Origin of the sequence: Lawsonibacter sp., assembly GCF_022777125.1 — a bacterium.
Taxonomy (GTDB): domain Bacteria; phylum Bacillota; class Clostridia; order Oscillospirales; family Oscillospiraceae; genus Lawsonibacter_A; species Lawsonibacter_A hominis.
This window is the reverse complement of sequence record NZ_JALFGV010000030.1, coordinates 1-22,681: the sequence shown is the minus strand read 5'-3', so window position 1 is coordinate 22,681 and position 22,681 is coordinate 1. Positions and strand designations below refer to the sequence as shown.

Genomic DNA, 22,681 nt, shown 5'->3' with positions numbered 1-22,681 from the left:
TGAAGCTCGTACAACGACAATCCCTTTTGCCTCGGCATGACTCTTTTCCCCGCTTTCCCGTCATCATGCCTTCATTTTATCAGCTCAACTGTCCTATTTTCAGGTCTTGGCCCTGGCTGACTAAAAGGGATAACCATTATTATAAAAATTGGGTGGTTCGCTATGACAGTGCGACCCTTGGTGGGATCATTACTGCCCTGGATTGCGGCATCGAGGATATCCTTGAGGTCGTAGAGGAAGAGGAGCCCGAAGAACCCGGAGGCCCGCGCCATATGGCTCGGGCCTCCGGGTTCTTATTTCATCAGTGCGCACACCAGCTCGGTGTATCCGGCGGGATCCTCCAGGGGCAGCCCGGCGATGAGCAGGGCCTGGTGATAGAGCAGCTCGGCATACTGCTTGGCCTTGTCCGGGTCGGTCTCCACCGCGTCGCGCAGGGCGGCGAACGCCCCGGAATCCGGGTTGAGCTCCAGCACCCGCTGGGCCTTCATATTTCGGGCGTTTTCCGGATCCACCTTCTGGAAGTACTTCTCCATTTCCAGGGTGATGGGGCCGTCGGCGGTCATGCACACCGCGCCGGATTTGAGCAGTTTGGATACCCGGGCTTCCTTGATCCTGTCCCCGAGGGTCTGCTTCACGAAGTCCAGCACATCCTTGTTCTCCTGGGACTTCTTCTCGATCTCGGCCTTCTCCTCGTCGCTCTCGGGCAGGGCGTCGTCAGAGTCCACCGACTTGAAGCTCTTGCCGCCCATCGCGCCCAGCGCGTCCACCACGAACTGGTCGGGCTCCTCGGTGAGGTAGAGGATCTCGTATCCCTTGTCCCGGATGCGCTCGGCCTGGGGCAGCTTCTCCAGCTTGCGGACGTCCTCGCCGCAGGCGTAGTAGATAAACTCCTGCCCTTCGGCCATCCGCGCCTGATACTCGGCCAGGGAGACCAGCTTGCCCTCCTTGGAGGACCAGAAGAGCAGCAGATCCTGCAAAAGCTCCTTGTGGGCGCCGTAGTCGCTGACCACGCCCACCTTGATCTGTGTGCCGAAGGCCTTCCAGAACGTCTCGTACTTCTCCCGCTCGTCCTTCTGCAGGCGCAGCAGCTCGCCCTTGATCTTCTTTTCCAGGTTGGCGGCGATGACCTTGAGCTGGCGGGTGTGCTGAAGCATCTCCCGGGAGATGTTCAGGGAAAAGTCCTGGGAATCCACCACGCCCTTGACGAAGCGGAAATGCTCCGGCAGCAGGTCGGCGCACTTGTCCATGATGAGCACGCCGGAGGAGTAGAGCTGCAGGCCCTTCTGGTACTCCCGGGAGTGGAAGTCGAAGGGCGCGTGGGCGGGAAGATAGAGCATGGCCTTATACTCCACGGTCCCCTCGGCGGAGACGTGGATCACGCTCAGGGGGTCCTCCCAGTCGCCGTACTTCTCCTTATAAAAGTCGTTGTACTCCTCGGTCTTGACCTCGCTCTTGGGGCGCTGCCACAGGGGCACCATGGAGTTGAGGGTCTCCCACTCCCGCACGGTCTCGTATTCCGGCTTGTAGTCCTCCCCTGCGTCCGCGGGGCGGGGCTTTTCGTGGGAGTGCTCCACCTCCATTTTAATGGGATAGTGGATATAGTCGGAGTACTTCTTGACCAGACGCTCCAGCGTGTACGTCTTCAGATACTGGGAATAGTCCTCCTCGTCGGCGTCGGGCTTGAGCTTCATGACGATCTCGGTGCCCACGTCGGCCTTTTCGCAGCTCGTCAGGGTGTACCCGTCCGCGCCGGAGGACTCCCAGCGCCACGCCTCGTCGCTGCCCCAGGCCCGGGAGGTGACGGTGACGGTGTCGGCCACCATAAAGGCGGAGTAGAAGCCCACGCCGAACTGGCCGATGATGTCGGTGTCGCTCTCGGGGATGCCCTCGGCCTGGGCCATGTCCTTCTTGAACTGGAGGGAGCCGCTTTTGGCGATGGTGCCCAGGTTCTGCTCCAATTCCTCCTTCGTCATGCCCACGCCGTTGTCGCGGACGGTAAGGGTGCGCGCGGCCTCGTCGGGGATGAGGGTGATCTGAAGCGCGCTCCGGTCCAGCGCCGCGCCGCCCTCGGACAGGGCCTTGTAGGTCAGCTTGTCGATGGCGTCGCTGGCGTTGGAGATGATCTCCCGGAGGAAGATCTCCTTGTGGGTGTAGATGGAGTTGATCATCAGATCCAACAGACGCTTGGACTCCGCCTTGAACTGCTTCTTTGCCATGTGGATGCCTCCTATATAAACTCATTTGTAATAACATAGCGTTAGCACTCCAGAGTTTTGAGTGCTAACGCTATGATAATCCTTCGTGCCCTTATTTTCAAGAGGTATTCATGGAAAGTTTACAAACAACGGGCGTGCATGCAAAAAGTCTTGCATGAGCGCTTGCATAACGGGGGCGGCGGTGGTACAATGCAGCTGTAATATGAAAGAAAACTTGCAAAGAGGTGCCGATCCATGTCCGATAAGCAGCAGCTTTACCGCTCCGAGCACGATTCCGTGGGGGAGCGGGCCGTTCCCAAAGACGTCTATTACGGGGTGCAGTCCCTGCGGGCGGCGGAGAACTTTCCCATCACCGGCCTGGCCATGCATCCGGAGCTCATCAACTCCATCGCGGAGATCAAGAAGGCTTCGGCCATCACCAATTACGAGATCGGCCTTCTGGAGAAGCGGGTGGCCGACGCCATCGTGGCCGCCTGTGAGGAGATCGCCGCGGGCAAGCTCCACGAGGCGTTCATCGTGGACCCGATCCAGGGCGGAGCAGGTACCAGCCTGAATATGAACGCCAACGAGGTCATCGCCAACCGGGCCATCGAATTGCTGGGGGGCGAGAAGGGGGACTACCGCCTGGTCAACCCCAACGACCACGTGAATTACGGCCAGTCCACCAACGACGTGTTCCCCTCCGCGGGCAAGCTGGCGGTGCTCAAGCTGCTGGTGCGGGCCCAGATCCAGCTGGAGCGGCTGTACCAGGCCCTGGTGGAAAAGGCGGAGGAGTTCGACGGCGTCATCAAGATGGGCCGCACCCAGATGCAGGACGCGGTGCCCATCCGCCTGGGTCAGGAATTCCGGGCCTACAGCGAGGCGGTGCGCCGGGATATCGCCCGCTTCGAGCGGGCCAAGGACGAGATGCGCTGCCTGAACATGGGCGGCACCGCCATCGGCACCGGCATCAACGCCGACGAGCAGTATCTGCGCCGCATCGTGCCCAATCTGTCCAAGGTCACCGGGCTGAGCCTGGTGCAGGCCTTCAATCTGATCGACGCCACCCAGAATCTGGATGAATTTGTGGCGGTCTCCGGCGCGGTGAAGACCTGCGCCGTCAACCTGTCCAAGATGTCCAACGACCTGCGGCTCATGTCCTCCGGACCCCGGTGCGGCTTTGGGGAGATCAACCTGCCGCCCCGGCAGAACGGTTCCTCCATCATGCCGGGCAAGGTCAACCCGGTCATCCCGGAGGTGGTCAATCAGGTGGCCTTCAACATCATCGGCAACGACATGACGGTGACCATGGCGGCCGAGGCGGGACAGCTGGAACTCAACGCCTTTGAGCCCATCATCTTCTATAATCTCATCCAGAGCGTGGAGACCCTTACCTACGCGGTACATACCCTGGTGGATCACTGCATCGTCGGGATCACCGCCAACCGGGAGCGCTGCCGGGATATGGTGGAGCACAGCGTTGGCATCATCACCGCCCTCTGCCCCCATGTGGGCTATGAGAAGGCGGCCGGGATGGCCAAGCGGGCCATCGAGACCGGCGCGCCGGTGCGTCGGCTCATTTTGGAGGAAGGGCTGCTGGACGAGGCGTCCTTGGACAAGATCCTGGACCCCTATTCCATGACTGAACCCGGGATCTCGGCCAAAGAGCTGCTGGCACGGTGAACTTCAGCAGGCGGACGGCGGGCGGCGTATGGCCGCCCGCCGTCAGCGTTCATCCTGTTCCCAGTCGTACTCCCGGAAGACCAGCCGGAAGGAGGGGATGGCGTCGCCCCCCAGGTTGGAGCTTCTGACCGTAAAGCGCCAGGCCCGCTCCGTCAGCTTGGCGGTGACCACCGCGTCTTCCCCGTCCTGCCGGATGCTCACCTCCCGGAGGAAGTGGCTGTCCCGGCCCAGGCTGCCCTCCGGGAAGGCGTAGGGGTAGAGACCGTCATATGCGCCCGTCCCGGCCCAGTCCAGATCCTCCTGACCGATCCCGCCGCTGGCCAGACTGGTGTTGTAAAGCCGCAGGGTGAACGCGCGGTCAGCCGGGTCGTATTGGGTGTCGAAGCAGGGGATGGTGGTGCAGGCGGGGAAAAAACTCTGGAAGCGCTCCGCACTGTCCCCGTTGGGGATAAATGAGAAGGAAAGCCCGTCGGCGTCGATGCGGGCGTCGTAGAGCTGATACCAGCGCCCCCCGGGGGCGAGTCCGCCGTCGGACCAAAAGCCCATGCTCAGCGGCTGCTCCGGGTCCAGCCAGGCGGGTTCGGAAGTCTCCGCAAACTCAATAAAATGGGGGGATACCTGTCCGTTTTCGTCCCCCAGCACCAGGACGGCGCGGGTCTCCGGCAGGCCCTTCCAGGGCGTGCCCGCGTCCAGGCCGGAGGTGCTGTAGCGTACCTGGCCGGGTCCGGTGATCTCGTAAGAGGTAAATTCCGTCATGCCGCACAGCTGCACCCGGCGGCCGGTATTGCCGAATACCCAGCTCAGCAGCGTAAACGTCCCCGCCCCGTCGTTGGGGTCGTACTCCACCAGATAATCCTCCTCGAACGGGGTGATCCTGCGCACCTCATATCCCTCCCAGCCGTAGAGGGTGCGGATGCCCTCCTCCGTGACCGGCAGGACCTTGAAATCGTACTTTGCCGCCGGCTCGGGCGTGGCCGGAGGCGTTTCCGTGGCCTGGGATGGGGCTGGAGCCTGCCGTGTGCAGGCCCCCAGCCAGAGCAGCAGCGCCAGGGCGCAAAGCAGCGGAAGCGATCGCGTTCTCATGAAAGACCCTCCTTTTGAGCGTTGGAAGCGTCCTGCCCCACGGTACGGCGGCGTTCCGCCGCCCGAGCGGGTACGCCTTGATTCTATCAAACGGTCCCGGCGAAGGGGTTAATAGGCGGTTCCAATCCGGTAACAAGAAGTTTCCGCAAACGGGCGCCGGCCGTTGACAAAGCCGGGGCGGGGGGCTATACTAAACTGCCGGATCGTCGATCTGTTTTTGAGAGGAGGCGTGGAGTTGACCACCCAACAGATGAAAAAGAGCGGATATCTGCGTATTTTCGTCTCCTATTACAAACCCCACTGGAAGCTGTTTGCGCTGGACATGGCGTGCGCCCTGTGCATTTGCATGGTGGACCTGGCGTTTCCCATCGTGTCCCGCAGCGCGATGCAGACCCTGTTGCCCCAGAAGCTCTTTTCCACCTTTTTTGTGGTTATGGCGCTGCTGGCGGGGGCCTATGTGCTCAAGAGCGTCTTTTACTTCATCGTCACCTACTGGGGGCACCTGCTGGGCGTACGCATGGAGGCGGATATCCGGCGGGACCTGTTCCATCATATGCAGGACCTCTCCTTTTCCTTTTACGACAAGAACCGCACCGGCCAGCTCATGAGCCGGGTCACCGGCGACCTGTTCGAGATCACGGAGCTGGCCCACCATGGCCCGGAGGACCTGTTCATCTCCACCGTGACCATTCTGGGCGCGTTCTGCATCATGCTCACCATCCGCTGGCAGCTGGCCCTGGTGGTGTTTGCGGTGATCCCCGTTTTTGTGATCTTTACCGCCGTTTCCCGCAAGCGGATGATGGACGCCTCCACCGAGGTCAAAGCCAAGCTGGCGGGCATCAACGGAGAGGTGGAATCCTCCATCTCCGGCATGCGCACGGCCAAGGCCTTCGCAAACGAGGACGCGGAGAGCGCCAAGTTCAACGCCGCCAACGACCAGTTCCGGGGGGCCAAGCGGGGGTATTACAAGGCCATGGCCCGCTATCAGTCGGGGATGGAATTCTGCATGGGGATCCTGTCCGTGCTGGTCATTGCCTTCGGCGGCTTTCTCATCATGCGGGGGGAGATGGATTTTATCGATCTGACCACCTTCGCGCTGTACGTGACCGCCTTTATCACCCCCATCCGCAAGCTCTCCGCCTTTGTAGAGCAGTTTATGCAGGGCATGGCGGGCTTTCGGCGCTTTGTGGAGCTGATGCGTCTGGAGCCCGATATCCAGGACGCCCCCGACGCCCGGGACCTGACCGGTGTGAAGGGCGACATTCTGGTGGACGACGTGACGTTTCGCTATGAGAGCGCCGGGGAGAGCGTGCTGGAGCATGTGAAGCTGCATGTGCAGCCCGGGGAGACCGTGGCGGTGGTGGGTCCCTCCGGCGGCGGCAAGTCCACCCTGTGCCAGCTCATCCCCCGCTTTTACGACGTGACCGAGGGCCGCATCCTGGTGGACGGGCAGGACGTGCGGGAGCTTAAGCAGCACTCCCTGCGCGCCCAGATCGGCATCGTGCAGCAGGATGTGTTCCTCTTCGCGGGGACCATTTACGACAATATCCGCTACGGCAAGCCCGACGCTACCGAGGCTGAGATCGTGGAGGCCGCCCGGAGGGCGGAGATCTACGATGATATTCTGGAGATGCCCGACGGCTTCCAGACCCAGGTGGGCGAACGGGGCGTCATGCTCTCCGGCGGACAGAAGCAGCGGGTGAGCATTGCCCGCATTTTCCTGAAGAATCCGCCCATCCTGATCCTGGATGAGGCCACTTCCGCCCTGGACAGCGTGACCGAGGCGCGGATCCAGAGCGCCTTTGACGAGCTGGCCAGGGGCCGCACCACGCTCATCATCGCCCACCGCCTGTCCACCATCCGTTCGGCCAGCCGCATCATCGTCATCGACGGCTGCGGCATCCGGGAGGAGGGCACCCACGAGCAGCTCATGACGCGGGACGGGGCGTACGCCCAGCTCTATCGGGCCCAGCGGTCCACGGCGGTATAGAGGACGAAGATGACAAAGACGGAACTGTTGAACAAGGCCGCCCGGAACGGGGAGGAGCGGCTGCTGCTGGCCCGGGTGCTGGACAAGCTGGAGCTGGCCCGGCGGCGGAACATTCCCAGCCACACGGGCTTCCTCTCTCCCGGGGAGCGGGCCTGCGTGGAGGCGCTGCTGGCCGCGGCCGGACATCCCCGGCACCTGTTTTTCGGGGGATACGAGGGAGCGCAGCGTAATATCTGCGTCTTCCTGCCCGACTGGCAGGAGCCGGAGGACTTCCGGACAGGCGGAGATTGTCCCATCTGCGCGCTGCGGGCTTCCTTCCCGGCCGACGGGGCGCTGACACACCGGGATTTTCTGGGCAGCGTACTGGGCCTGGGACTGGACCGGGAAAAGGTGGGGGATCTGCTGGTGGGCGAGGGGGCGTGCGACCTGATCGTCCTGGAGGAGATCCGGGACTTTTTGCTGCTCCATCTGGAGCAGGCGGGCCGGGTACGCCTGCGGCTGGCTCCGGTGGCGCTGGAACGGCTCTCCCCGCCGCCGGTGCAGGGGAAGCTTATCCGGGATACGGTCTCCTCCCTGCGGTTGGACGCGGTGGCCGCCTCCGGCTTTTCCCTGGCCCGGAGCAAGGCCGCCGACCTCATTTCCTCGGGCCGCTTCCAGCTCAACTACCGGGAGTGCGTCAAACCCGACCGGGCGGTGGCCCAGGGGGACGTGATCTCCTGCCGGGGCCTGGGGAAATGCGTGGTGCAGGAAGTGGGCGGAACGTCCCGGAAAGGACGCATCCTACTGGTATTGGAGCGATATGTGTAATGGAACAGACGAAGATCGACCGGATCAACGCTTTGGCGAAAAAAGCAAAGAGCCCCGGGGGGCTCACCCCGGAAGAGATGGTGGAGCGGGACCTGCTGCGGCAGGAGTACGTGGCCGCCTACCGGGACAACCTGGTCGCCCAGCTGGAACACACGGTGATCGTGGAGCCGGACGGGACCAGGCACCGGCTGCCCCGGAAGCCGTAATACGAAGGCGGTACCCCTGCGGCAATGCACAGGGACCCAAAAGCACCGGCCGCGGCCGGTGCTTTTTTGGGTTCGCGGCGTCCCGCTTCTGGACACAGGGCAAATTTCGTGATACGATAATGTCCGCTGAACCGGCCGTATGGCTGAGAAACAAAGCGGCGCCGCTTTGCGGCGGATTTCGTAAAAAGACCGCAACTTTTCCCGCTTCTGCTCCGTCTGAGAGAGGACGGAGAAAGGAGGTCTTATGCAGCTTGTATTCAAGCAGCGGTTTTTCTCCTGGTTTGACAGCTATGATATCTACGATGGGGAAGGCCGCACGGTCTATACGGTGGAGGGCAGACTGGCCTGGGGCCACCGGCTGGAGATCTACGGTCCGGCGGGCGACCACCTGGGCACGGTAAAGGAGGAGCTGCTCACCCTGCTGCCCCGGTTCGCCCTCTATGCCGGAGGGGTGTGTTTGGGTTGTATTCGAAAGGAATTTACCCTGTTTCGCCCCCGCTTTACCCTGGACTGCAACGATTGGCAGGTAGAGGGCGACTTTCTGCAATGGGAGTACCGGGTCGCCGACGGGGCCGGGCGCACGGTCATGCAGGCGTCCAAGCAGCTGTTCCGCTGGACGGATACCTATGTGCTGGAGGTGGCGCGCGCAGGACGCCCTGCTCTGTCTGATGATCGTGCTGGCCATTGACGCGGCCAAATGCTCCGCCGGAAACGGCTGACCGGTGTCCAGGGCCCAAAGACCCGCCGGCCGGGCGCTTTCGCAAGTTTCCGACAGGGACTAAAGCGCCGCTTTCGCGGCACACTACCCTATGGAACCAGAGACGGCCCGGCGGGGCCGTAAGCATCGGCGTGGCCCGCGGTTCAACGTTCCGGGCGGAGCCCCTCCAAAACGTATGGTTCCTGATCTGCGGGCCGTGCCCCATCCCAATCGAAGAGGTATGCATCTATGCTGGAACATCCTGCCGTCCGCGCCCTGCTGCTCTCCTTTGCAGCGGGCCTGTCCACCCTGCTGGGAGCGCTGGTGGTCTTTTTTACCAAAACGAAAAGCCAGAAGCTGCTGGCCATCTCGCTGGGCTTTGCCGCCGGGGTGATGCTCTCGGTGTCCTTCACCGATCTGTACCCTAACGCACGGGACCTGCTGGACCAGGCCCTTGGGGTGCGGCCGGGAACGCTGGCCGCGGTAGCGTCGCTGGCCGGGGGCGTATTGCTGGCCATGGCGCTGGATCACTTTGTGCCCCATGAGGGCTTTGATTCCGTCACCGGCGAGGCTCCCCACAAGGACCTGTTCCGGGTGGGGTTCGTGTCCACGCTGGCCATCGGGCTGCACAATTTTCCCGAGGGCGTGGCCACCTTCATGGCCGGGTACGAAGACGCGGCGCTGGGCGTGTCCATCGCCATTGCCATCGCCATGCACAATATCCCCGAGGGCATTTCCGTGGCCATGCCGATTTGGTACGCTACCGGGAGCCGCCGCCGGGCCTTTCAGTATACGCTGCTCTCCGGTATGGCCGAGCCGGTAGGGGCCCTGCTGGCCTTTTTGGTGCTGCGGCCTTTCATCAATGGGCTGGTGCTGGGGGTGCTCTTCGGGCTGGTGGCGGGCATCATGGCCTATATCACGGTGGAGGAGCTGATCCCCTCCTCCCGGCAGTACGGGCATGACCGCGCTGCCCTCTGGGCCACGCTGGCGGGGATCTGCGTCATGCCCCTGACGCATCTGCTGTGAACGGGGAGGCGCGTTGTGGAGCTGGATTACAACAAACTGCTCAGCCTGACGGCGGAGATGGGGCTTTGCCTGATGGAGAGCGGAGCGGAGACCTACCGGGTGGAGGAGTCCATGCACCGGCTGCTCTCGGCCTACGGCGTTGCCGGTGAAGTCTTCGCCATTCCGAACTGTATCATCGCCACCCTCACCTCCCCGGAGCGGCGTCCCCTGACCCAGATCCGCCGCGTGCCCGCCCATGGCACCGACATCGACCAGCTGGAGCGGTACAACGACCTGTGCCGCCGCCTGTGCCGGGAAGCGCCGGAATTGGACGCGGCCCTGGAGCAGGTGGCTCAGATCGGACGGGAGCGCCGCAGCTACCCCCTGTACATCCGCCTGGCCGGGTACTTCCTGGGCTGCGGCATGTTTTCTCTGTTTTACGGCGGCACGCTGCGGGACGGCCTTTGCGGCGGCGTATGCGGGGTCGCCATCGGGCTCTGCCTGGCCCTGACCGGCGCCTTTGGCGCCAACCTCTTTTTTAAAACGGTAGCCGGCGCGGCGGTATCCGCCCTGACGGCGCTGCTGCTGACGGCGGCGGGTCTGGGACAGAGCCTGGATAAGATCATCATCGGCGCCCTCATGGCCCTGGTGCCCGGCATCGCCATCACCAACGCCATGCGGGACATTATGGCCGGAGATATGGTGTCCGGCATCAGCAAGGGGGCCGAGGCTCTGCTCATCGGCGCGGCCATCGCGCTGGGTACCGCCATTGCCCTGGGGCTGGCGGCCCTTACCGCGGGAGGTTGAGCCATGGAACTGATCAGCGGTTACGTTTTGCCCTGCCTGTATGCCTTTCTGGCCTGCATCGGCTTCTGCTTCCTCTTCAACATCCACGGCATCGGCATGTTCATCTGTGCCGGAGGCGCAGGGCTGGGGTGGCTGTGCTATCTGCTGACCGCCCCGCTGGTGGGCAGCGATATCATCCAGGCCTTCCTGGCGGCCCTGGTGATCTCCGCCTGGTCTGAGATCATGGCGCGCCTGCGCCGGTGCCCGGTCACCAGCTATCTGCTGGTGGCGCTGTTCCCGCTGGTCCCGGGCGGCGGGATCTACTATACCATGGAGCACGCTGTGAGCGGCGAGGTAGACCTGTTTCTCTCCACGCTGCTGCACACCCTTGGCCTGGCTGGGGCTCTGGCAGTGGGGGCGCTGCTGGTGGCCTCCTTCGTGCGGCTGTTTCAAAAGCGGCGGGAACACCGGAGCTAGACGGGAAAGGAACCAATATGCCCAGATATGATGTCGTCCTCTTCGACGCCGACAATACATTGTTTGATTTTGACCGCTCCGAGCGGGAGGCGCTGGCGGGACTGCTCCGCGCCCACGGCCTGCCTGGCGGTGCGGCGGATGTGGCGCTGTACCATAAGATCAACCAGGGCCTCTGGGATCGGTTCGACCGGGGGGAGGTGCGGCGGGAATGGCTGGTGGTGGAGCGCTTTCGGGCCTTTTTGGAGGCGGCGGGACGCCAGGGCGATCCCCGGCAGCTCAACCGGGAGTACCTGCGCCGCCTGGGTGAGAGCGGGCACCTGCTGCCCGGCGCCTATGATCTGTGCCGCAGCCTGGCCCGTTGCTGCACCCTGGCCATCGTCACCAACGGCGTAGCCGTGGCCCAGCGGGGACGGTTCGAGCGTTCCCCCCTGAAGGAGCTGATCCCCTGGCTGTTCATCTCGGAGGAGGTGGGGGCCAGCAAGCCCGACCCGGCCTTTTTTGCGCCGGTGCTGGCAGCGCTGGGGGTGACCGACCGCAGCCGGGTGCTGATGGTGGGAGACAACCTGCTCACCGACATACAAGGCGGCGCCAACGCAGGGCTGGACACCGCGTGGTACCGCCCCGGCCATGCCCCCCGCACGGCGGGGATCGTCCCGACCTATGAAGCGGATTCCTATCGGGCCCTGGAGGCCCTGATTCTGAACCAGACCCCTGAATATCGAAATAAATGAGGTGTCCCCCGTGTCCCCATCTGTTTATGATTCCGTCCGGAACGACCGGCATTCCCGGCACCGGAAACAGCCGCCCCGCCGCTGGAAGCTCCCCTTGCTGCTGGCCGCCGGTGCGGTATGCCTGTGCCTGATCGTAGCGCCCACCCTGGGCAAGTCGCCCGCCCCCGGCACGCCGGCTGGGCAGGCGGCCCCGCCCCCGGCCACCCCGGACTTTGTGCCGACGCCGGAACCGACCCCTACCCCGGCCCCTACGCCCACGCCGGAACCCACGCCCACGCCCGTCCCGGCCTTTGACTTTTCCCAAAGCGCCCCCGAGCGCGAAACGGTGGAGATGGATTACTTCGCAGACGCCCTGTTTATCGGGGATTCCCGCACCGACGGGCTGCGGCTCTACAGCGGCGTCAAGGGCGCGGATTTTTACTGCTATAAGGGCCTGACCATCTTTGAGATGAACAGCCGCAAAGTGGCGGAGATCGACGGGACCAAATACAGCGTGCTGGACGCCCTGGGCCGGGGCAGGCAGTACGCCAAGATCTACATATCCCTGGGCATCAACGAACTGGGCTATTTCGACGACCAGGTCTTTGCGGACACGTTCGCCGCCTTCCTGACGCAGGTAAAGGCCCTTCAGCCCGGCGCGGTGATCTATCTGGAGAACCTGGCGCCGGTGAACCCCGGCAAATGCAAGGCCAACCGCCAGCCTTACTATGTGAACAACGACCGGGTGGCAGACTATAACGCCATCTTCCCCCGCCTGGCGGAGGAGCAGCAGGTGGTGCTGCTGGACGTGGCCGCCGCCCTGAGCGACGCGGACGGGGTCCTCCCCGCCGAGGCCACGGTGGACGGAGTACACTTTACCAAGGATTGGTACAAGACCTGGCTGGCCTATCTGATGGACCATACGGTGGATGCGGAGGAATACGCGGCGGGACAGACCGGCGCGGCGGAAGGAGAGAGCGGATCATGAAACGAGTGCTGTTACTGCTGCTGGCGGGGGTCCTGAGCGTGGGACTGGCTGCCTGCGGGGGCGGCTTTGCCGGGTATGACCCGGAAACGACCGCCCAGGCGCTGCTGGATTCCGGCGCATTTGAGGACGCCCTGGACACACTGGACGAGGAAAGCGCCTGTATGGTCTACGGCCTGGATCCGGAGCAGGTGGAGGACTGTGTGGTCTACGCCTCCATTACCGCCGGGGCGGAGGAGATCGCGGTGCTCCGCATGACCGATGAGGATGCCGCCAAAGCCGCCCTGGAGGCCCTGAAGGGCCGGGTGGAGGACCAGATCGCCGCTCTGAAGGATTATCAGCCGGAGGAAGTGGGCAAACTGGACGGAGCCATCCTGGACCGGCAGGGAACGACGGTGCTGCTGGCTGTGCCGGCCAGCCATGACCTGGCGCAGGCCGCGCTGGACGCGCTGCGGTGAATCGCTTAACCATCCCCGCATTTTTGCGGGGATGCCGTCCGCTGCACTTGTACGCTTCCCCGCAGGGGGAGCGCGGCGGCCATAAGGCGGCAGCGTAAAAAACCGGGCCGGGCCGCTGGGCCAGGCCCGGTTTTTTCACGCCGGCGGAAACTTTTTGCCGTCCCCGGCCGTCTCAGGAATCAGAAAAGGAGCGCTGTACAGCCTTGGAGCAGACCGAAGGGATCATCCACCGCCAGCTGGTGGACTATATCGTGGCGGGGCAGGGGGATTTTTACCGTCTGGCGTACAGCTATGTCCAAAACCGGGATGCGGCCCTGGATGTGGTGCAGGAGAGCATCGTCAAGGCCCTGTCCAAGTCGGACTCCCTGCGCCGTCCGGAGTATATGAAGAGCTGGTTCTACCGGATCCTGCTCAATGAGAGCATGAACCACTTCCGCCGGGGCAGAAGGCTGGTCCCGCTGGAGGATACCCTGGCCGACCGGGCCGCCCCCGAGACCGACCCGGGCCTGCGGCTGGACCTGTACGACGCGCTGGAGCGGCTGGACCTCAAAGAACAGACGGTGATCCGGCTGCGTTTTTTTGAAGATATGAAGCTGGAGGAGATCGCTCTAGCGACCCACACCAATCTGAATACCGTGAAATCCCGGCTCTACAAGGGCCTGCGGAAGCTGCGGGAACTGACGGGGGAGGAACTGAACGATGCATGAGGCATGGGAGCGCGCACGGGCGCGCTATCAGGCGGCCGCGCTGCCGGAGGAGCTGGCCTTTGCCGTGGCGGGCGCGGTGCGGCGCGGGGAACGTCAGCGGAAGGGGCGGCGGGCACTTCGGCGGGCGGCGGCCACCGCGCTGGCCGGCTGCGCCTGCTTCGCGCTGCTGCTCAACGTCAGCCCCACCTTTGCCGGGGCGGTATACCAGGTGCCGGTGCTGGGGCAGCTGGCCCGGGTGATCACCGTGAAGGAGTACTCCATCAACGACCGGGATCACCTGATCGACGTGCGCCTGCCCGCCCTGGAGCTGGCGGCCAATACCGATCTGGAGCAGCGCGTCAATACGGAGATCCGCACGCGCATCGACCAGGTGCTTCAGGAGGCGGAGGACCGGGCCCGCGAGACCCGGGAGGCCTATGTGGCCACCGGCGGTGCGCAGAGCGATTTTATTCCCATCATCATCACGGTGGACTACGAGATCAAGTGCCAGAACGGGCAGTACCTCTCCTTTGTGCTGACCAAAACCGAGACGCTGGCCAGCGCCTATACAGAGGTGTACACCTACAACATCGACCTTCCGGCCGGGCGGGAGGTCTCCCTGCGGGATTTGCTGGGGCCCAACTACAAACAGCTGGCCAACCAGGCGATCCGCGCGGAGATCGCCCGGCGGGAGGCGGAGGACCCGGACAACCGGTACTTCCACGGCGAGGACGGGGTGGAGGGCTTTACCTCCATTGCCGACGACCAGCGGTTCTATCTCAACGGGGACGGCGTACCCGTGGTGGTCTTTGAGAAATATGAAATTGCACCCGGCTACATGGGCGAGCAGGAATTTGAGATAATACCCTGAACCGCAGGCAAAGGGGGGCGCGGCTGCCTCCCGGGACGGCAGGGCCGCGGTATCGGCCGGCTGTCGAAACACGGCCCGTTCCGCCCGCCGGACGAGGGCGGCTCCCGCCGCGCGGGAACGCCGGAAACGGTATGCCCGGCTGGGCGTTTGGGAAAAGAACGCCAAGACGATCGCCTTTTATCAAAACCACGGTTTTTATCAGACCGGCGCCCGCTCCTTTTTTGTGGGGGACGCCCGGCAGCGCGATTCCATCATGCGGAAGGACCTGTAAACAGGGGAGGTATGTTTATGTTTCGGGAGATGCGCAGAAAGCGCCAGGCGTTGACGCGGGAGGCGTGTGAGGCCGTCCTTTGCCGGAGGACCTGCGGCGTGTTGGCGCTGTCCGGGGACGATGGGTACCCCTACGCGGTGCCCATCAGCTATGTGTACGATGGGGGCAGGATCTATTTCCACTGTGCCAAGGACGGCCATAAGCTGGACGCCGTCCGGCGCTGCGGCAAGGCGTCCTTCTGTGTGGTGGATCAGGATCAGGTCGTCCCGGAGGAATACACCAGCTATTTCCGAAGCGTCATCGTCTTTGGGCAGATGCGGGTGCTGGAGGACGAGCGGGAGAAGCGCGCCGCCATCGAAGCGCTGGCCCTTCGCTACGCCCCGGAGGACGGCGCGGACCGCCGGAAGGCGGTCATCGACCGGGAATGGGCGCCGCTGTGTATGCTGGAGCTAACCATAGAGCACATGACGGGGAAGCAGGCCATTGAATTGGTGCAGGCCTGAAAGGCTGCGCAGGAAGCGGAAAACGGAGCGGTGCCCATCGCATGGCATGACCCATGGAGGCTCTGCATGGTACGGCAGGCCCGTGTTTACAACACGGGCCTGCTTTTTATCGGGGAGAAGGGCTGCGCGCCCTGTACCGGGAAAGACCGCACGCGCTCTTTGATAAAGCCGCCCCCCGGCGCGATCTGACGCGCCGGGGGGCGGCTTTATGCTTATTTACCGCGCCGCAGGTCGCAGAGGACCTTGACCAGCTGGATGACCAGGGTGGGCAGAAAAGCCAGCAGCACGATCTCCCCGAGGTTGGCCGGGCGGAAGGAGGCCGCCACCAGAAACAGGCTTTTCAGGCCGGGGATAAAGAGGACCGCCAGCAGCAGCACCACGCCGGCGCAGAACGCCAGGATGGAATATAGGTTGGTGGACAGCTTCAGACGGAAAACGGACTCGTCCCCGCGGCAGTTGAAGCCGTGGAACAGCCGGGCCAGCGTGAGGGTGGCAAAGGCCATGGTGCTGGCCAGGGCGGCGCTCTCCTGATAGCCCAGATAAAAAGCGATCATCGTGACCACGGCGATCAGCAGACCCTGAGCGCCGATGCGGGAGAGCAGGCTCTTGTTGAGGATGGGCTCCTTGGGGTCCCGGGGCTTCTGCCGCAGCAGGCCCTTGCGGGCGGGTTCCATGCCGATGGCGATGGCGGGCAGGCTGTCGGTCAGCAGGTTGATAAACAGCAGGTGGACCGGCTGGAACGGCACGGGAAGGGCCAGCAGGGAGGCGTACAGTACGCAGAAGATGCCCGCCGCGTTGCCCGAGAGCAAGAACTGGATGGCGTTTTTGATATTGGCGTAGACGCTGCGGCCGTTGACCACGGCCTTGACGATGGTGGCGAAGTTGTCGTCGGCCAGGATCATGGAGGCCGCATCCTTGCTCACTTCCGTGCCGGTGATGCCCATGGCCACGCCGATATCGGCCTTTTTCAGGGCGGGGGCGTCGTTGACGCCGTCGCCGGTCATGGATACGATGCTGCCCCGGCGCTGCCAGGCGTTTACAATGCGTATTTTATGTTCGGGAGATACCCGCGCGTAGACCGAAATGCCGGCCAGCCGCTGATCCAGATCGGCGTCGGTCATGTTATCCAGCTCCACGCCGGAGACGGCCTCGTCTCCCTCCCGGAAGATGCCCAGCTGCTTGGCGATGGCGGAGGCGGTGACCTTATGATCGCCGGTGATCATAATGGTACGGATGCCGCCCTCCCGGGCGTCGGAGACGGCCTGGATGGCCTCAGGCCGGGGCGGGTCGATCATGGAGATCAGGCCGATAAAGGTGAAGCCGTCCTCATCCGAGAGCGCGGGGGGGCGGAAGCCGGGCAGCTCCTTATACCCGAAGGAGAGCACCCGAAGTCCCTCCATGGACAGCTCCATATTGATCCGGGAGATGGCCTCCCGGCGTTCCGGGGTCATCTCGACCGGGCCCTCCCGGGTGAGCAGGTAGTTGGAGCGCTGGAGCAGCACGTCGATGGCGCCCTTGGTAAAGAGGGTGGGGACGCCGTCGATATCGTGGAGAGTGCTCATGAGCTTGCGGTCGGAATCGAAGGCCAGCTCGCCCAGCCGGGGGTGCTGGGCGCGGTAGGCCTCCTCGTCCACGCCGAACTTTTCTCCCAGCTGCACCAGGGCCACCTCGGTGGGATCGCCGATGGAGGCACCGGTCTGCTGATTGTTGGTGGCGTCGCTGGCCAGCAGAGCGGCCTTCAGCAGCAGCCGCTGTACGTCGTTGACCAGGTTCAGGTCGTCTCCCTCCAGCAGGGAGCCGTCGGCGTACACCTTCTGGGGGGTCATTTTGTTCTGGGTCAGGGTCCCCGTCTTGTCGGAGCAGATGACGGATACGCTCCCCAGGCTCTCCACGGCCTTGAGGTCTTTGATGATGGCGTTTTGCCGGGCCATCTTCTGCGTGCCCATGGCCAGCACGATGGTGACGATGGAGGAAAGCGCCTCCGGGATGGCGGCCACGGCCAGGGCCACGGCAAACATCAGGGAGTCCAGCACGCCCATGCCCGTACGGAAGATGGAGAGCAGAAACACCGCGGCGCAGATGATCATGATGACGGTGGCCAGCTTGGCGCTGAATTTGTCCAGACTTTCCTGGAGCGGGGTCTTGCGCTGCTGGGTCTGGTTCATGAGCGCGGCGATCTTGCCCAGCTCGGTCTCCATGCCGGTGGCGGTGACCAGCACGGTGGCCCGGCCGTAGGTGACCAGGGAGCCGGAAAAGACCATGTTTTTCTGGTCGCCCAGCGCCACCTGCTCGGCGGTGATGGCCTCGGCGGTCTTGTCCACGCCCTCGGATTCGCCGGTCAGGGAACTTTCGTTGACCTTCAGAGAGAAGTTCTCCAGAATGCGGCCGTCGGCCACCACCATGTCCCCGGCCTCCAGCAGCACGATGTCGCCGGGCACCACGTCTGCAGAGGGGATCTCCAGCCGCACGCCGCCCCGCAGCACTTTGGCCGAGGGAGCGGACATCGCCTTCAGGCTCTCCAGGGATTTTTCCGCCTTCACGTACTGGGCGGTACCCAAAATGGCGTTGAGAACGAGTACGGCAAAGATGACGATGGTGCTCTCCACGTTTTCCGAAAGGGCGGAGATGACCGCGGCGATGAGGAGGATGACCACCAAAAGATCCTTGAACTGCTCGAAAAAGATCTGGGATACGCTTTTCTGTTTGCCCTCGGAGAGCTTGTTGGGACCATATTGCCCGGTACGGCGGCGCACCTCCTCCCCGCTCAGGCCGGCGGGGGCGGCTTTTTGCGCCTCCAGCGCCTGCTGCGGGGTCTTGCGGTAATAGGCCTCTGCCATTACGATTCCTTCCTTCCACATATTGTCTCACAAGCGGGAGAGGCAATAAAAAAAGACCTCCCGCCAACTGCCGCCCATAGCGACAGCTGCCGAAAAGTCTTGTTACCACGACGGGCGCATACCGCCAGGTCCGCAGACGGACCGTGATGTTGACGGCATGACTTTCAAACTACTCCCTTTTCAACTGCCGATATGATATCACAGCCCCGAACGCAAGTCAAACGGTTTTTCTCAGGATGTGCCATTTTCCGGTTTTTATGAGCGCGGCTGCGCGGGCTGCTGCCGCTCCCGGTAGACCAGCAGATCCCCCACCCCGCAGCGCAGGACGAAGCAGATGCGGGCCAAAATGTCCGCGTCGATCTTCTCCACCTGGTTTTTATACCATTTGTCAATGACCTCGTAGCGGGTATTTACCAGCCGGGCCATGCGGTTCCGGGAGATCCCGCGCTGGTCCATCAGCTCGCGCAGCCGGAGCTCCACCCGGCCGTACTCCTGGATCAAAAGGACGCCCTGCTCGTTCATCTCATCACCCCGGAATAATACTACAAGCGCCGTTATCAAAGTATAATATCCATATAAAACGTTACTATACAAATAGTGAATAATGTGCTATAATACCTGCGATCCCGGTGCGCCGGGGGGAATGCGGCCGATATCCGGCGGTGCACCCTGCGGGTCCGGGATGGAGCGGATGGGCCGGATGGCCGGGAAAATATGCATCCGGCCGGGGACCGATTGCGTAAAAGTCCTGTAATTGTCTGTGAAAAGCAAAAAAAACACTACCCAAATGAAGGAAGTTACGCTATAATTATCTTGAATCGGTATCCCCAGGTGCCGGGGAGGAAGAAGGAGGGGCAGCGATGGGCAAAAACGCACCCGTGACCGTGGTCAAAAGGGTCGCCGTCACTATGCTGGGCGGCTTTCGCATTCGGGTAGACGGTAATGTGCTCACCGATGAGATCAATCGCTCCCAAAAGCTGTGGAACGTGCTGTGTTACCTGATTGCCCATCGGGAACGCACCGTGCCTCAGTCGGAGTTTATCGAGCTGTTCTGGCCGGAGGAAAACAGCGCCAATCCGACCAATGCGCTCAAGACCCTGCTCTATCGGGTGCGCAGCCTGCTGGAGCCGCTGTTTGGGGAGGGACTGGAGCCCATCCTTTCCCAGCGGGGGGCCTACGCCTGGAATCCGGCCATCGCCTGTGAGATGGACGTGGACCGATTCGAGCTGCTGTGCCGCCGGGCCCAGGATACCGCCCTGCCCGCCCAGAAGCGCATGGCGCTGTATGAGGAGGCCGCCGAGGTGTATCGGGGCGATTACCTGCCCAAGCTGGCCAACCAGATGTGGGTGGTACCCATCAGCGCCCACTATCATACCCTGTACCTGGAGGCGGTAAAGGAGTACGCCGATCTGCTGGAGCACGCGGAGAAATTTGAGGCCATGGCCGAACTGTGTACCCGCGCCAGCCAGCTCGATCCCTTGGACGAGAGCCTGCACACCCTGATCGTCCGGGCCCTGCTGCGCCAGGGAAAGGATTCCGCCGCCCTGAGCCATTACGAAAAGGCGACCGATCTGCTCTACCGGAATCTGGGCGTGCGTCCCTCTGAGGAGCTGCGGGCCCTCTACCGGGAGATTATGGACGTGGAGGAGCGCCTGGAGACCAATCTGGAGGTCATCCAGGCCAATCTGCGGGAAGCGGCCCAGCGGCCCGGGGCCTTTGTGTGCGAGTACGGCTTCTTTAAGGAAGCCTACCGGCTGGAGGCCCGCCGTTCCGCCCGCAGCGGAGCCTGCGTACATATCGCGCTGGTCACCGTCTCCCTGCCCGACGGCGGAGTTCCGCCCCTGGGCGTGCTCAACACCACCATGGACCAGCTGCTGGAGGTGCTGGTGCACAACCTGCGCCGGGGGGACGTGGTCTCCAAGTACAGCGGCGCCCAATACGTCGTCATGCTGCCGGCGGCCAATTTTGAAGATTCCACCATGGTCGTAGAACGGATCGTGAACGCCTTTTACCGCCAGCACCGGCGGAATTTCCTCAAGCTCACCTACCGGATCCGTGAGCTGTCTTGAAACAATAGGAGCTTATCTCTATGAAAAAACGCACCGCCACTCATTTGGGTACCGTCCTTGTGTGCCTGGCCTGCGTCTGCCTGGGCGCAGTCCTGGCCCTGGTGTGGCAGGGCAGACAGTCCGTCCTGCCCGCCGCCCCCCAGATATCAGCCGCGCCGCTGCCTGCCGCCACGCCGGAGCCTACCCCCAATGCCACCGCTGCGCCGGAGCCGACGCCGGAGGCCGAGGCGGGCGGCGACCCGGCTCTGGTCGAAGACAACGGATTGCCCAAGGATCAGCTGTATGTGACCGACGCGCGGAAGGGCTATGCCGACGGCGCGCTGCGCCTCATCATCCCCAAGCTGGGAGTGGATGTGCCGGTGCTGGACGGGGTGGACGCCCAGACCCTCCTGCGGGGGGTGGGACTGTACGATTACGCCCAGCTGCCCGGCGAGGGCGGGGCCAACACCTCCATCGCCGGCCACCGCAACGGCCTGCGGGGCGGCAAGATCACCGACAATATGCCCTTCTACTACATCAATACCCTGACCGAGGGAGACTACCTCTACCTCCAGGACAGTGAGCAGATCTACCAGTACCTTTGGGAATGCACCGAGGTCATCGAGCCCAGCAACTGGGGCCCCATCTACAATCAGGGCTACGCCTGCGTCACCCTGACGACCTGTACGCCCATCGGCGTGGCGGACCACCGGCTGGTGGTCCGGGGGGCGCTGGTGGACACCATTCCGCTGAGCGGGGATTACGATTATCCCGCCAGCACCACTGAGGAGTGACCGATCGATATGAAACACAACAAGCTCAGGAGTGCCGCCGCCGCTCTGCTGGCACTGGCGCTGGTGCTGGGCGCGGGTGGCGTCCTGCTGGCCGCGTCGGAGGCCAAGGCGGCCAAGCCTGCCTCCCTGCCCGTCAAGGCGGAGACCAAGACCGGCGTTACCGTATACGCCAACGCCAAGGCATCCATCGACGCCTCCAACCTGGCGGAAGGCTACCTGCTGGTGACGTATACCGGCGGGAGGAATGTGAAGATCAAGGTACAGATCACCAAGGAGGGCGGCGTCACCTACACCTATAACCTGAACAACCAGGGCGGTACGGAGACCTTTCCGCTGACCGAAGGAGACGGCAAATATACCGTCAAGGTGTTTGAGAACACCACCGGCACCAAATATGCCGTTGCCCACAGCACCGCGGTGGAGCTGAAGCTGCGCAACGATTTTCTGCCCTTCCTTTACCCCAACCAATTTGTCGATTACAACGCCAAGTCCGCCGTGGTGTCCAAGGCCGCGGAGATCGTCTCCGCCGCCGGGGCGGCGACGGACCTGTCCAGGGTGCAGGCGGTGTTTGATTTCGTTACCAAGAACTTTTCCTATGATTATGAGCTGGCCAAGACGGTGCAGAGCGGTTATCTGCCAGTGGTGGACCGTGTGCTGGAGGGAAAGAAGGGGATCTGCTTCGATTATGCCGCGGTGATGTGCGCCATGCTCCGCAGCCAGAACATCCCCTGCAAGCTGGTGGTGGGCTATGCCGGGACCACGTATCATGCCTGGATCAACGTATATATCGACGGCGTGGGCTGGGTGGACAAGGTGATCTATTTTGACGGAGAGAGCTGGACGCTGATGGACCCCACCTTTGTTTCCACCGGCAAGGCAAGCCAAAGCATCATGAAGTACGTGACCGACGACACCAATTACACGCAGAAATACGCCTATTGACATAATTATGCTGGAAAGCGGGGGTCCTGCGGCACGCCGTGGGGCCCCTTTCCAAAGGGAGGGTGGCCGGATGGAACGGGATCGGATGCGGCGGGAGACGCTGGACGACGACACGCTGTCTTTGTTTTGCAGTCAGCTTTCCCTGATGCTCCAGGCGGGTATCGGCGTGGAGGAGGGGGCGGCCCTGTTGGCCGGCGATGCGGACGAGCCGGGGCAGCGGACCCTGCTGGCCGGCCTGCGGGCCGGCCTGGACCGGGGTGAGCCCCTCTCGCAGGCGCTGGAAGCGACGGGCGGGTTCCCGGATTACCTCCTGCGCATGGTAGAGATCGGCCAGGCGTCGGGGCGCCTGGATCAGGTGCTCGCCGCGCTGGGGCGCTATTACGCCCGCCAGGCGGATACCCGCCGGGCCCTGCGCAGGGCGGTGGCCTACCCCGCGGTGATGGCGGTGCTCATCGCCGTGATTTTCCTGGTGCTGGTGGCCCGGGTGCTTCCTGTGTTCCAACAGGTTTTCGTGCAGCTGGGGGTGGAGCTCTCCCCGGTAGCTGCCGCGCTGCTGCGGTTCGGCAGCGCGGGGCAGGCGGTCACCGCTGCGGCCGCGGTGGTGTTGGCCCTGTGCGCGCTGCTGCTGGTATGGCTGCTGCGCGCCC

General features: G+C 63.3%; 21 protein-coding genes and 1 pseudogene. 18 read left to right on the top strand and 4 right to left on the bottom strand.

The genetic code is table 11. The annotated features are described in order from the left end of the window. Positions 1-293: 293 nt before the first annotated feature. Positions 294-2,216 carry a molecular chaperone HtpG gene (gene htpG, locus MR825_RS02620; protein WP_186906686.1) on the bottom strand — a complete coding sequence of 641 codons (1,923 nt, stop codon included), beginning with the start codon at positions 2,214-2,216 and terminating at the stop codon, positions 294-296. A gap of 234 nt (positions 2,217-2,450) precedes the next feature. Between htpG and MR825_RS02615 the strand changes: the two genes are divergently transcribed. Then, positions 2,451-3,878 (top strand): aspartate ammonia-lyase, encoded by a 1,428-nt coding sequence (locus MR825_RS02615; protein WP_287878630.1) that lies wholly within the window; start codon positions 2,451-2,453, stop codon positions 3,876-3,878. A gap of 42 nt (positions 3,879-3,920) precedes the next feature. Here MR825_RS02615 and MR825_RS02610 read toward each other — a convergent pair whose 3' ends face one another. After that, a complete protein-coding gene (locus MR825_RS02610) occupies positions 3,921-4,961 on the bottom strand; it encodes a hypothetical protein (protein WP_287878628.1) in 1,041 nt (346 codons plus the stop codon). A 235-nt stretch (positions 4,962-5,196) separates the two neighbouring features. Between MR825_RS02610 and MR825_RS02605 the strand changes: the two genes are divergently transcribed. The 13 genes and pseudogenes from MR825_RS02605 to MR825_RS02545 all read left to right on the top strand — a co-directional run bounded on the left by MR825_RS02605 (position 5,197) and on the right by MR825_RS02545 (position 15,413). Continuing rightward, a complete protein-coding gene (locus MR825_RS02605) occupies positions 5,197-6,951 on the top strand; it encodes an ABC transporter ATP-binding protein (protein ID WP_441328104.1) in 1,755 nt (584 codons plus the stop codon). A gap of 9 nt (positions 6,952-6,960) precedes the next feature. Further along, positions 6,961-7,758: a YlmH family RNA-binding protein gene (locus MR825_RS02600; RefSeq protein ID WP_287878625.1), complete on the top strand. Its 798-nt coding sequence runs from the start codon at positions 6,961-6,963 to the stop codon at positions 7,756-7,758. Next, on the top strand, positions 7,758-7,964 hold the full coding sequence (locus MR825_RS02595; RefSeq protein ID WP_186906693.1) for a DUF896 domain-containing protein: 207 nt from the start codon (positions 7,758-7,760) through the stop codon (positions 7,962-7,964). Before MR825_RS02600 ends, MR825_RS02595 begins: the two co-directional genes overlap by 1 nt. Before the next feature lie 244 nt (positions 7,965-8,208). After that, positions 8,209-8,683, top strand: a pseudogene (locus tag MR825_RS02590) (LURP-one-related/scramblase family protein). Positions 8,684-8,910: 227 nt separating this feature from the next. Further along, the gene (gene zupT / locus MR825_RS02585; protein ID WP_186906695.1) at positions 8,911-9,687 is read left to right on the top strand and encodes a zinc transporter ZupT; all 777 of its coding nucleotides are present in this window, start codon (positions 8,911-8,913) and stop codon (positions 9,685-9,687) included. Between the two features lie 15 nt (positions 9,688-9,702). Continuing rightward, positions 9,703-10,473 (top strand): threonine/serine exporter family protein, encoded by a 771-nt coding sequence (locus tag MR825_RS02580; RefSeq protein ID WP_256174639.1) that lies wholly within the window; start codon positions 9,703-9,705, stop codon positions 10,471-10,473. A 3-nt stretch (positions 10,474-10,476) separates the two neighbouring features. Beyond that, positions 10,477-10,929: a threonine/serine exporter family protein gene (locus tag MR825_RS02575; protein WP_186906696.1), complete on the top strand. Its 453-nt coding sequence runs from the start codon at positions 10,477-10,479 to the stop codon at positions 10,927-10,929. A 17-nt stretch (positions 10,930-10,946) separates the two neighbouring features. Continuing rightward, positions 10,947-11,660 carry a YjjG family noncanonical pyrimidine nucleotidase gene (locus MR825_RS02570; protein WP_256174640.1) on the top strand — a complete coding sequence of 238 codons (714 nt, stop codon included), beginning with the start codon at positions 10,947-10,949 and terminating at the stop codon, positions 11,658-11,660. Between the two features lie 10 nt (positions 11,661-11,670). Beyond that, positions 11,671-12,627 carry a GDSL-type esterase/lipase family protein gene (locus MR825_RS02565; RefSeq protein ID WP_186906698.1) on the top strand — a complete coding sequence of 319 codons (957 nt, stop codon included), beginning with the start codon at positions 11,671-11,673 and terminating at the stop codon, positions 12,625-12,627. Then, positions 12,624-13,082, top strand: coding sequence for a DUF4358 domain-containing protein (locus MR825_RS02560; RefSeq protein ID WP_186906699.1), 459 nt, complete (start codon positions 12,624-12,626; stop codon positions 13,080-13,082). The genes MR825_RS02565 and MR825_RS02560 overlap by 4 nt, the downstream gene beginning before the upstream one ends. 203 nt (positions 13,083-13,285) lie before the next feature. Next, positions 13,286-13,789, top strand: coding sequence for an RNA polymerase sigma factor (locus tag MR825_RS02555; RefSeq protein ID WP_186906700.1), 504 nt, complete (start codon positions 13,286-13,288; stop codon positions 13,787-13,789). After that, on the top strand, positions 13,782-14,639 hold the full coding sequence (locus MR825_RS02550) for a DUF3298 and DUF4163 domain-containing protein (protein ID WP_186906701.1): 858 nt from the start codon (positions 13,782-13,784) through the stop codon (positions 14,637-14,639). Before MR825_RS02555 ends, MR825_RS02550 begins: the two co-directional genes overlap by 8 nt. Positions 14,640-14,927: 288 nt before the next feature. Next, a complete protein-coding gene (locus MR825_RS02545) occupies positions 14,928-15,413 on the top strand; it encodes a pyridoxamine 5'-phosphate oxidase family protein (RefSeq protein ID WP_186906702.1) in 486 nt (161 codons plus the stop codon). 212 nt (positions 15,414-15,625) lie between these two features. Here the strand turns inward: MR825_RS02545 and MR825_RS02540 are convergent, their stop codons facing one another. Beyond that, entirely contained in the window at positions 15,626-18,250 is a 2,625-nt protein-coding gene (locus tag MR825_RS02540) for a cation-translocating P-type ATPase (RefSeq protein WP_186906703.1), read from the bottom strand. A 255-nt stretch (positions 18,251-18,505) separates the two neighbouring features. After that, the gene (locus tag MR825_RS02535; RefSeq protein WP_243204670.1) at positions 18,506-18,772 is read right to left on the bottom strand and encodes a helix-turn-helix domain-containing protein; all 267 of its coding nucleotides are present in this window, start codon (positions 18,770-18,772) and stop codon (positions 18,506-18,508) included. Positions 18,773-19,110: 338 nt separating this feature from the next. On the opposite strand from MR825_RS02535, the gene MR825_RS02530 reads away from it, so the two are divergent. The 4 genes from MR825_RS02530 to MR825_RS02515 form a co-directional block, all read left to right on the top strand. Further along, positions 19,111-20,319, top strand: coding sequence for a BTAD domain-containing putative transcriptional regulator (locus MR825_RS02530; RefSeq protein WP_287878618.1), 1,209 nt, complete (start codon positions 19,111-19,113; stop codon positions 20,317-20,319). Between the two features lie 20 nt (positions 20,320-20,339). Beyond that, positions 20,340-21,092 (top strand): sortase, encoded by a 753-nt coding sequence (locus MR825_RS02525; RefSeq protein WP_256174643.1) that lies wholly within the window; start codon positions 20,340-20,342, stop codon positions 21,090-21,092. A gap of 9 nt (positions 21,093-21,101) precedes the next feature. Then, on the top strand, positions 21,102-22,034 hold the full coding sequence (locus tag MR825_RS02520; RefSeq protein ID WP_287878614.1) for a transglutaminase-like domain-containing protein: 933 nt from the start codon (positions 21,102-21,104) through the stop codon (positions 22,032-22,034). A gap of 70 nt (positions 22,035-22,104) precedes the next feature. Beyond that, the coding region (locus tag MR825_RS02515; protein WP_287878612.1) for a type II secretion system F family protein at positions 22,105-22,681 on the top strand (577 nt) is incomplete at its 3' end.

Bases quoted from the DNA above. Each gene is read 5' to 3' on its own strand.
- htpG (WP_186906686.1), bottom strand. From the start codon at position 2,216: ATGGCAAAGAAGCAGTTCAAGGCGGAGTCCAAGCGTCTGTTGGATCTG.
- MR825_RS02615 (WP_287878630.1), top strand. From the start codon at position 2,451: ATGTCCGATAAGCAGCAGCTTTACCGCTCCGAGCACGATTCCGTGGGG.
- MR825_RS02610 (WP_287878628.1), bottom strand. From the start codon at position 4,961: ATGAGAACGCGATCGCTTCCGCTGCTTTGCGCCCTGGCGCTGCTGCTC.
- MR825_RS02600 (WP_287878625.1), top strand. From the start codon at position 6,961: ATGACAAAGACGGAACTGTTGAACAAGGCCGCCCGGAACGGGGAGGAG.
- MR825_RS02595 (WP_186906693.1), top strand. From the start codon at position 7,758: ATGGAACAGACGAAGATCGACCGGATCAACGCTTTGGCGAAAAAAGCA.
- zupT (WP_186906695.1), top strand. From the start codon at position 8,911: ATGCTGGAACATCCTGCCGTCCGCGCCCTGCTGCTCTCCTTTGCAGCG.
- MR825_RS02575 (WP_186906696.1), top strand. From the start codon at position 10,477: ATGGAACTGATCAGCGGTTACGTTTTGCCCTGCCTGTATGCCTTTCTG.
- MR825_RS02570 (WP_256174640.1), top strand. From the start codon at position 10,947: ATGCCCAGATATGATGTCGTCCTCTTCGACGCCGACAATACATTGTTT.
- MR825_RS02560 (WP_186906699.1), top strand. From the start codon at position 12,624: ATGAAACGAGTGCTGTTACTGCTGCTGGCGGGGGTCCTGAGCGTGGGA.
- MR825_RS02550 (WP_186906701.1), top strand. From the start codon at position 13,782: ATGCATGAGGCATGGGAGCGCGCACGGGCGCGCTATCAGGCGGCCGCG.
- MR825_RS02545 (WP_186906702.1), top strand. From the start codon at position 14,928: ATGTTTCGGGAGATGCGCAGAAAGCGCCAGGCGTTGACGCGGGAGGCG.
- MR825_RS02540 (WP_186906703.1), bottom strand. From the start codon at position 18,250: ATGGCAGAGGCCTATTACCGCAAGACCCCGCAGCAGGCGCTGGAGGCG.
- MR825_RS02535 (WP_243204670.1), bottom strand. From the start codon at position 18,772: ATGAACGAGCAGGGCGTCCTTTTGATCCAGGAGTACGGCCGGGTGGAG.
- MR825_RS02530 (WP_287878618.1), top strand. From the start codon at position 19,111: ATGGGCAAAAACGCACCCGTGACCGTGGTCAAAAGGGTCGCCGTCACT.
- MR825_RS02525 (WP_256174643.1), top strand. From the start codon at position 20,340: ATGAAAAAACGCACCGCCACTCATTTGGGTACCGTCCTTGTGTGCCTG.
- MR825_RS02520 (WP_287878614.1), top strand. From the start codon at position 21,102: ATGAAACACAACAAGCTCAGGAGTGCCGCCGCCGCTCTGCTGGCACTG.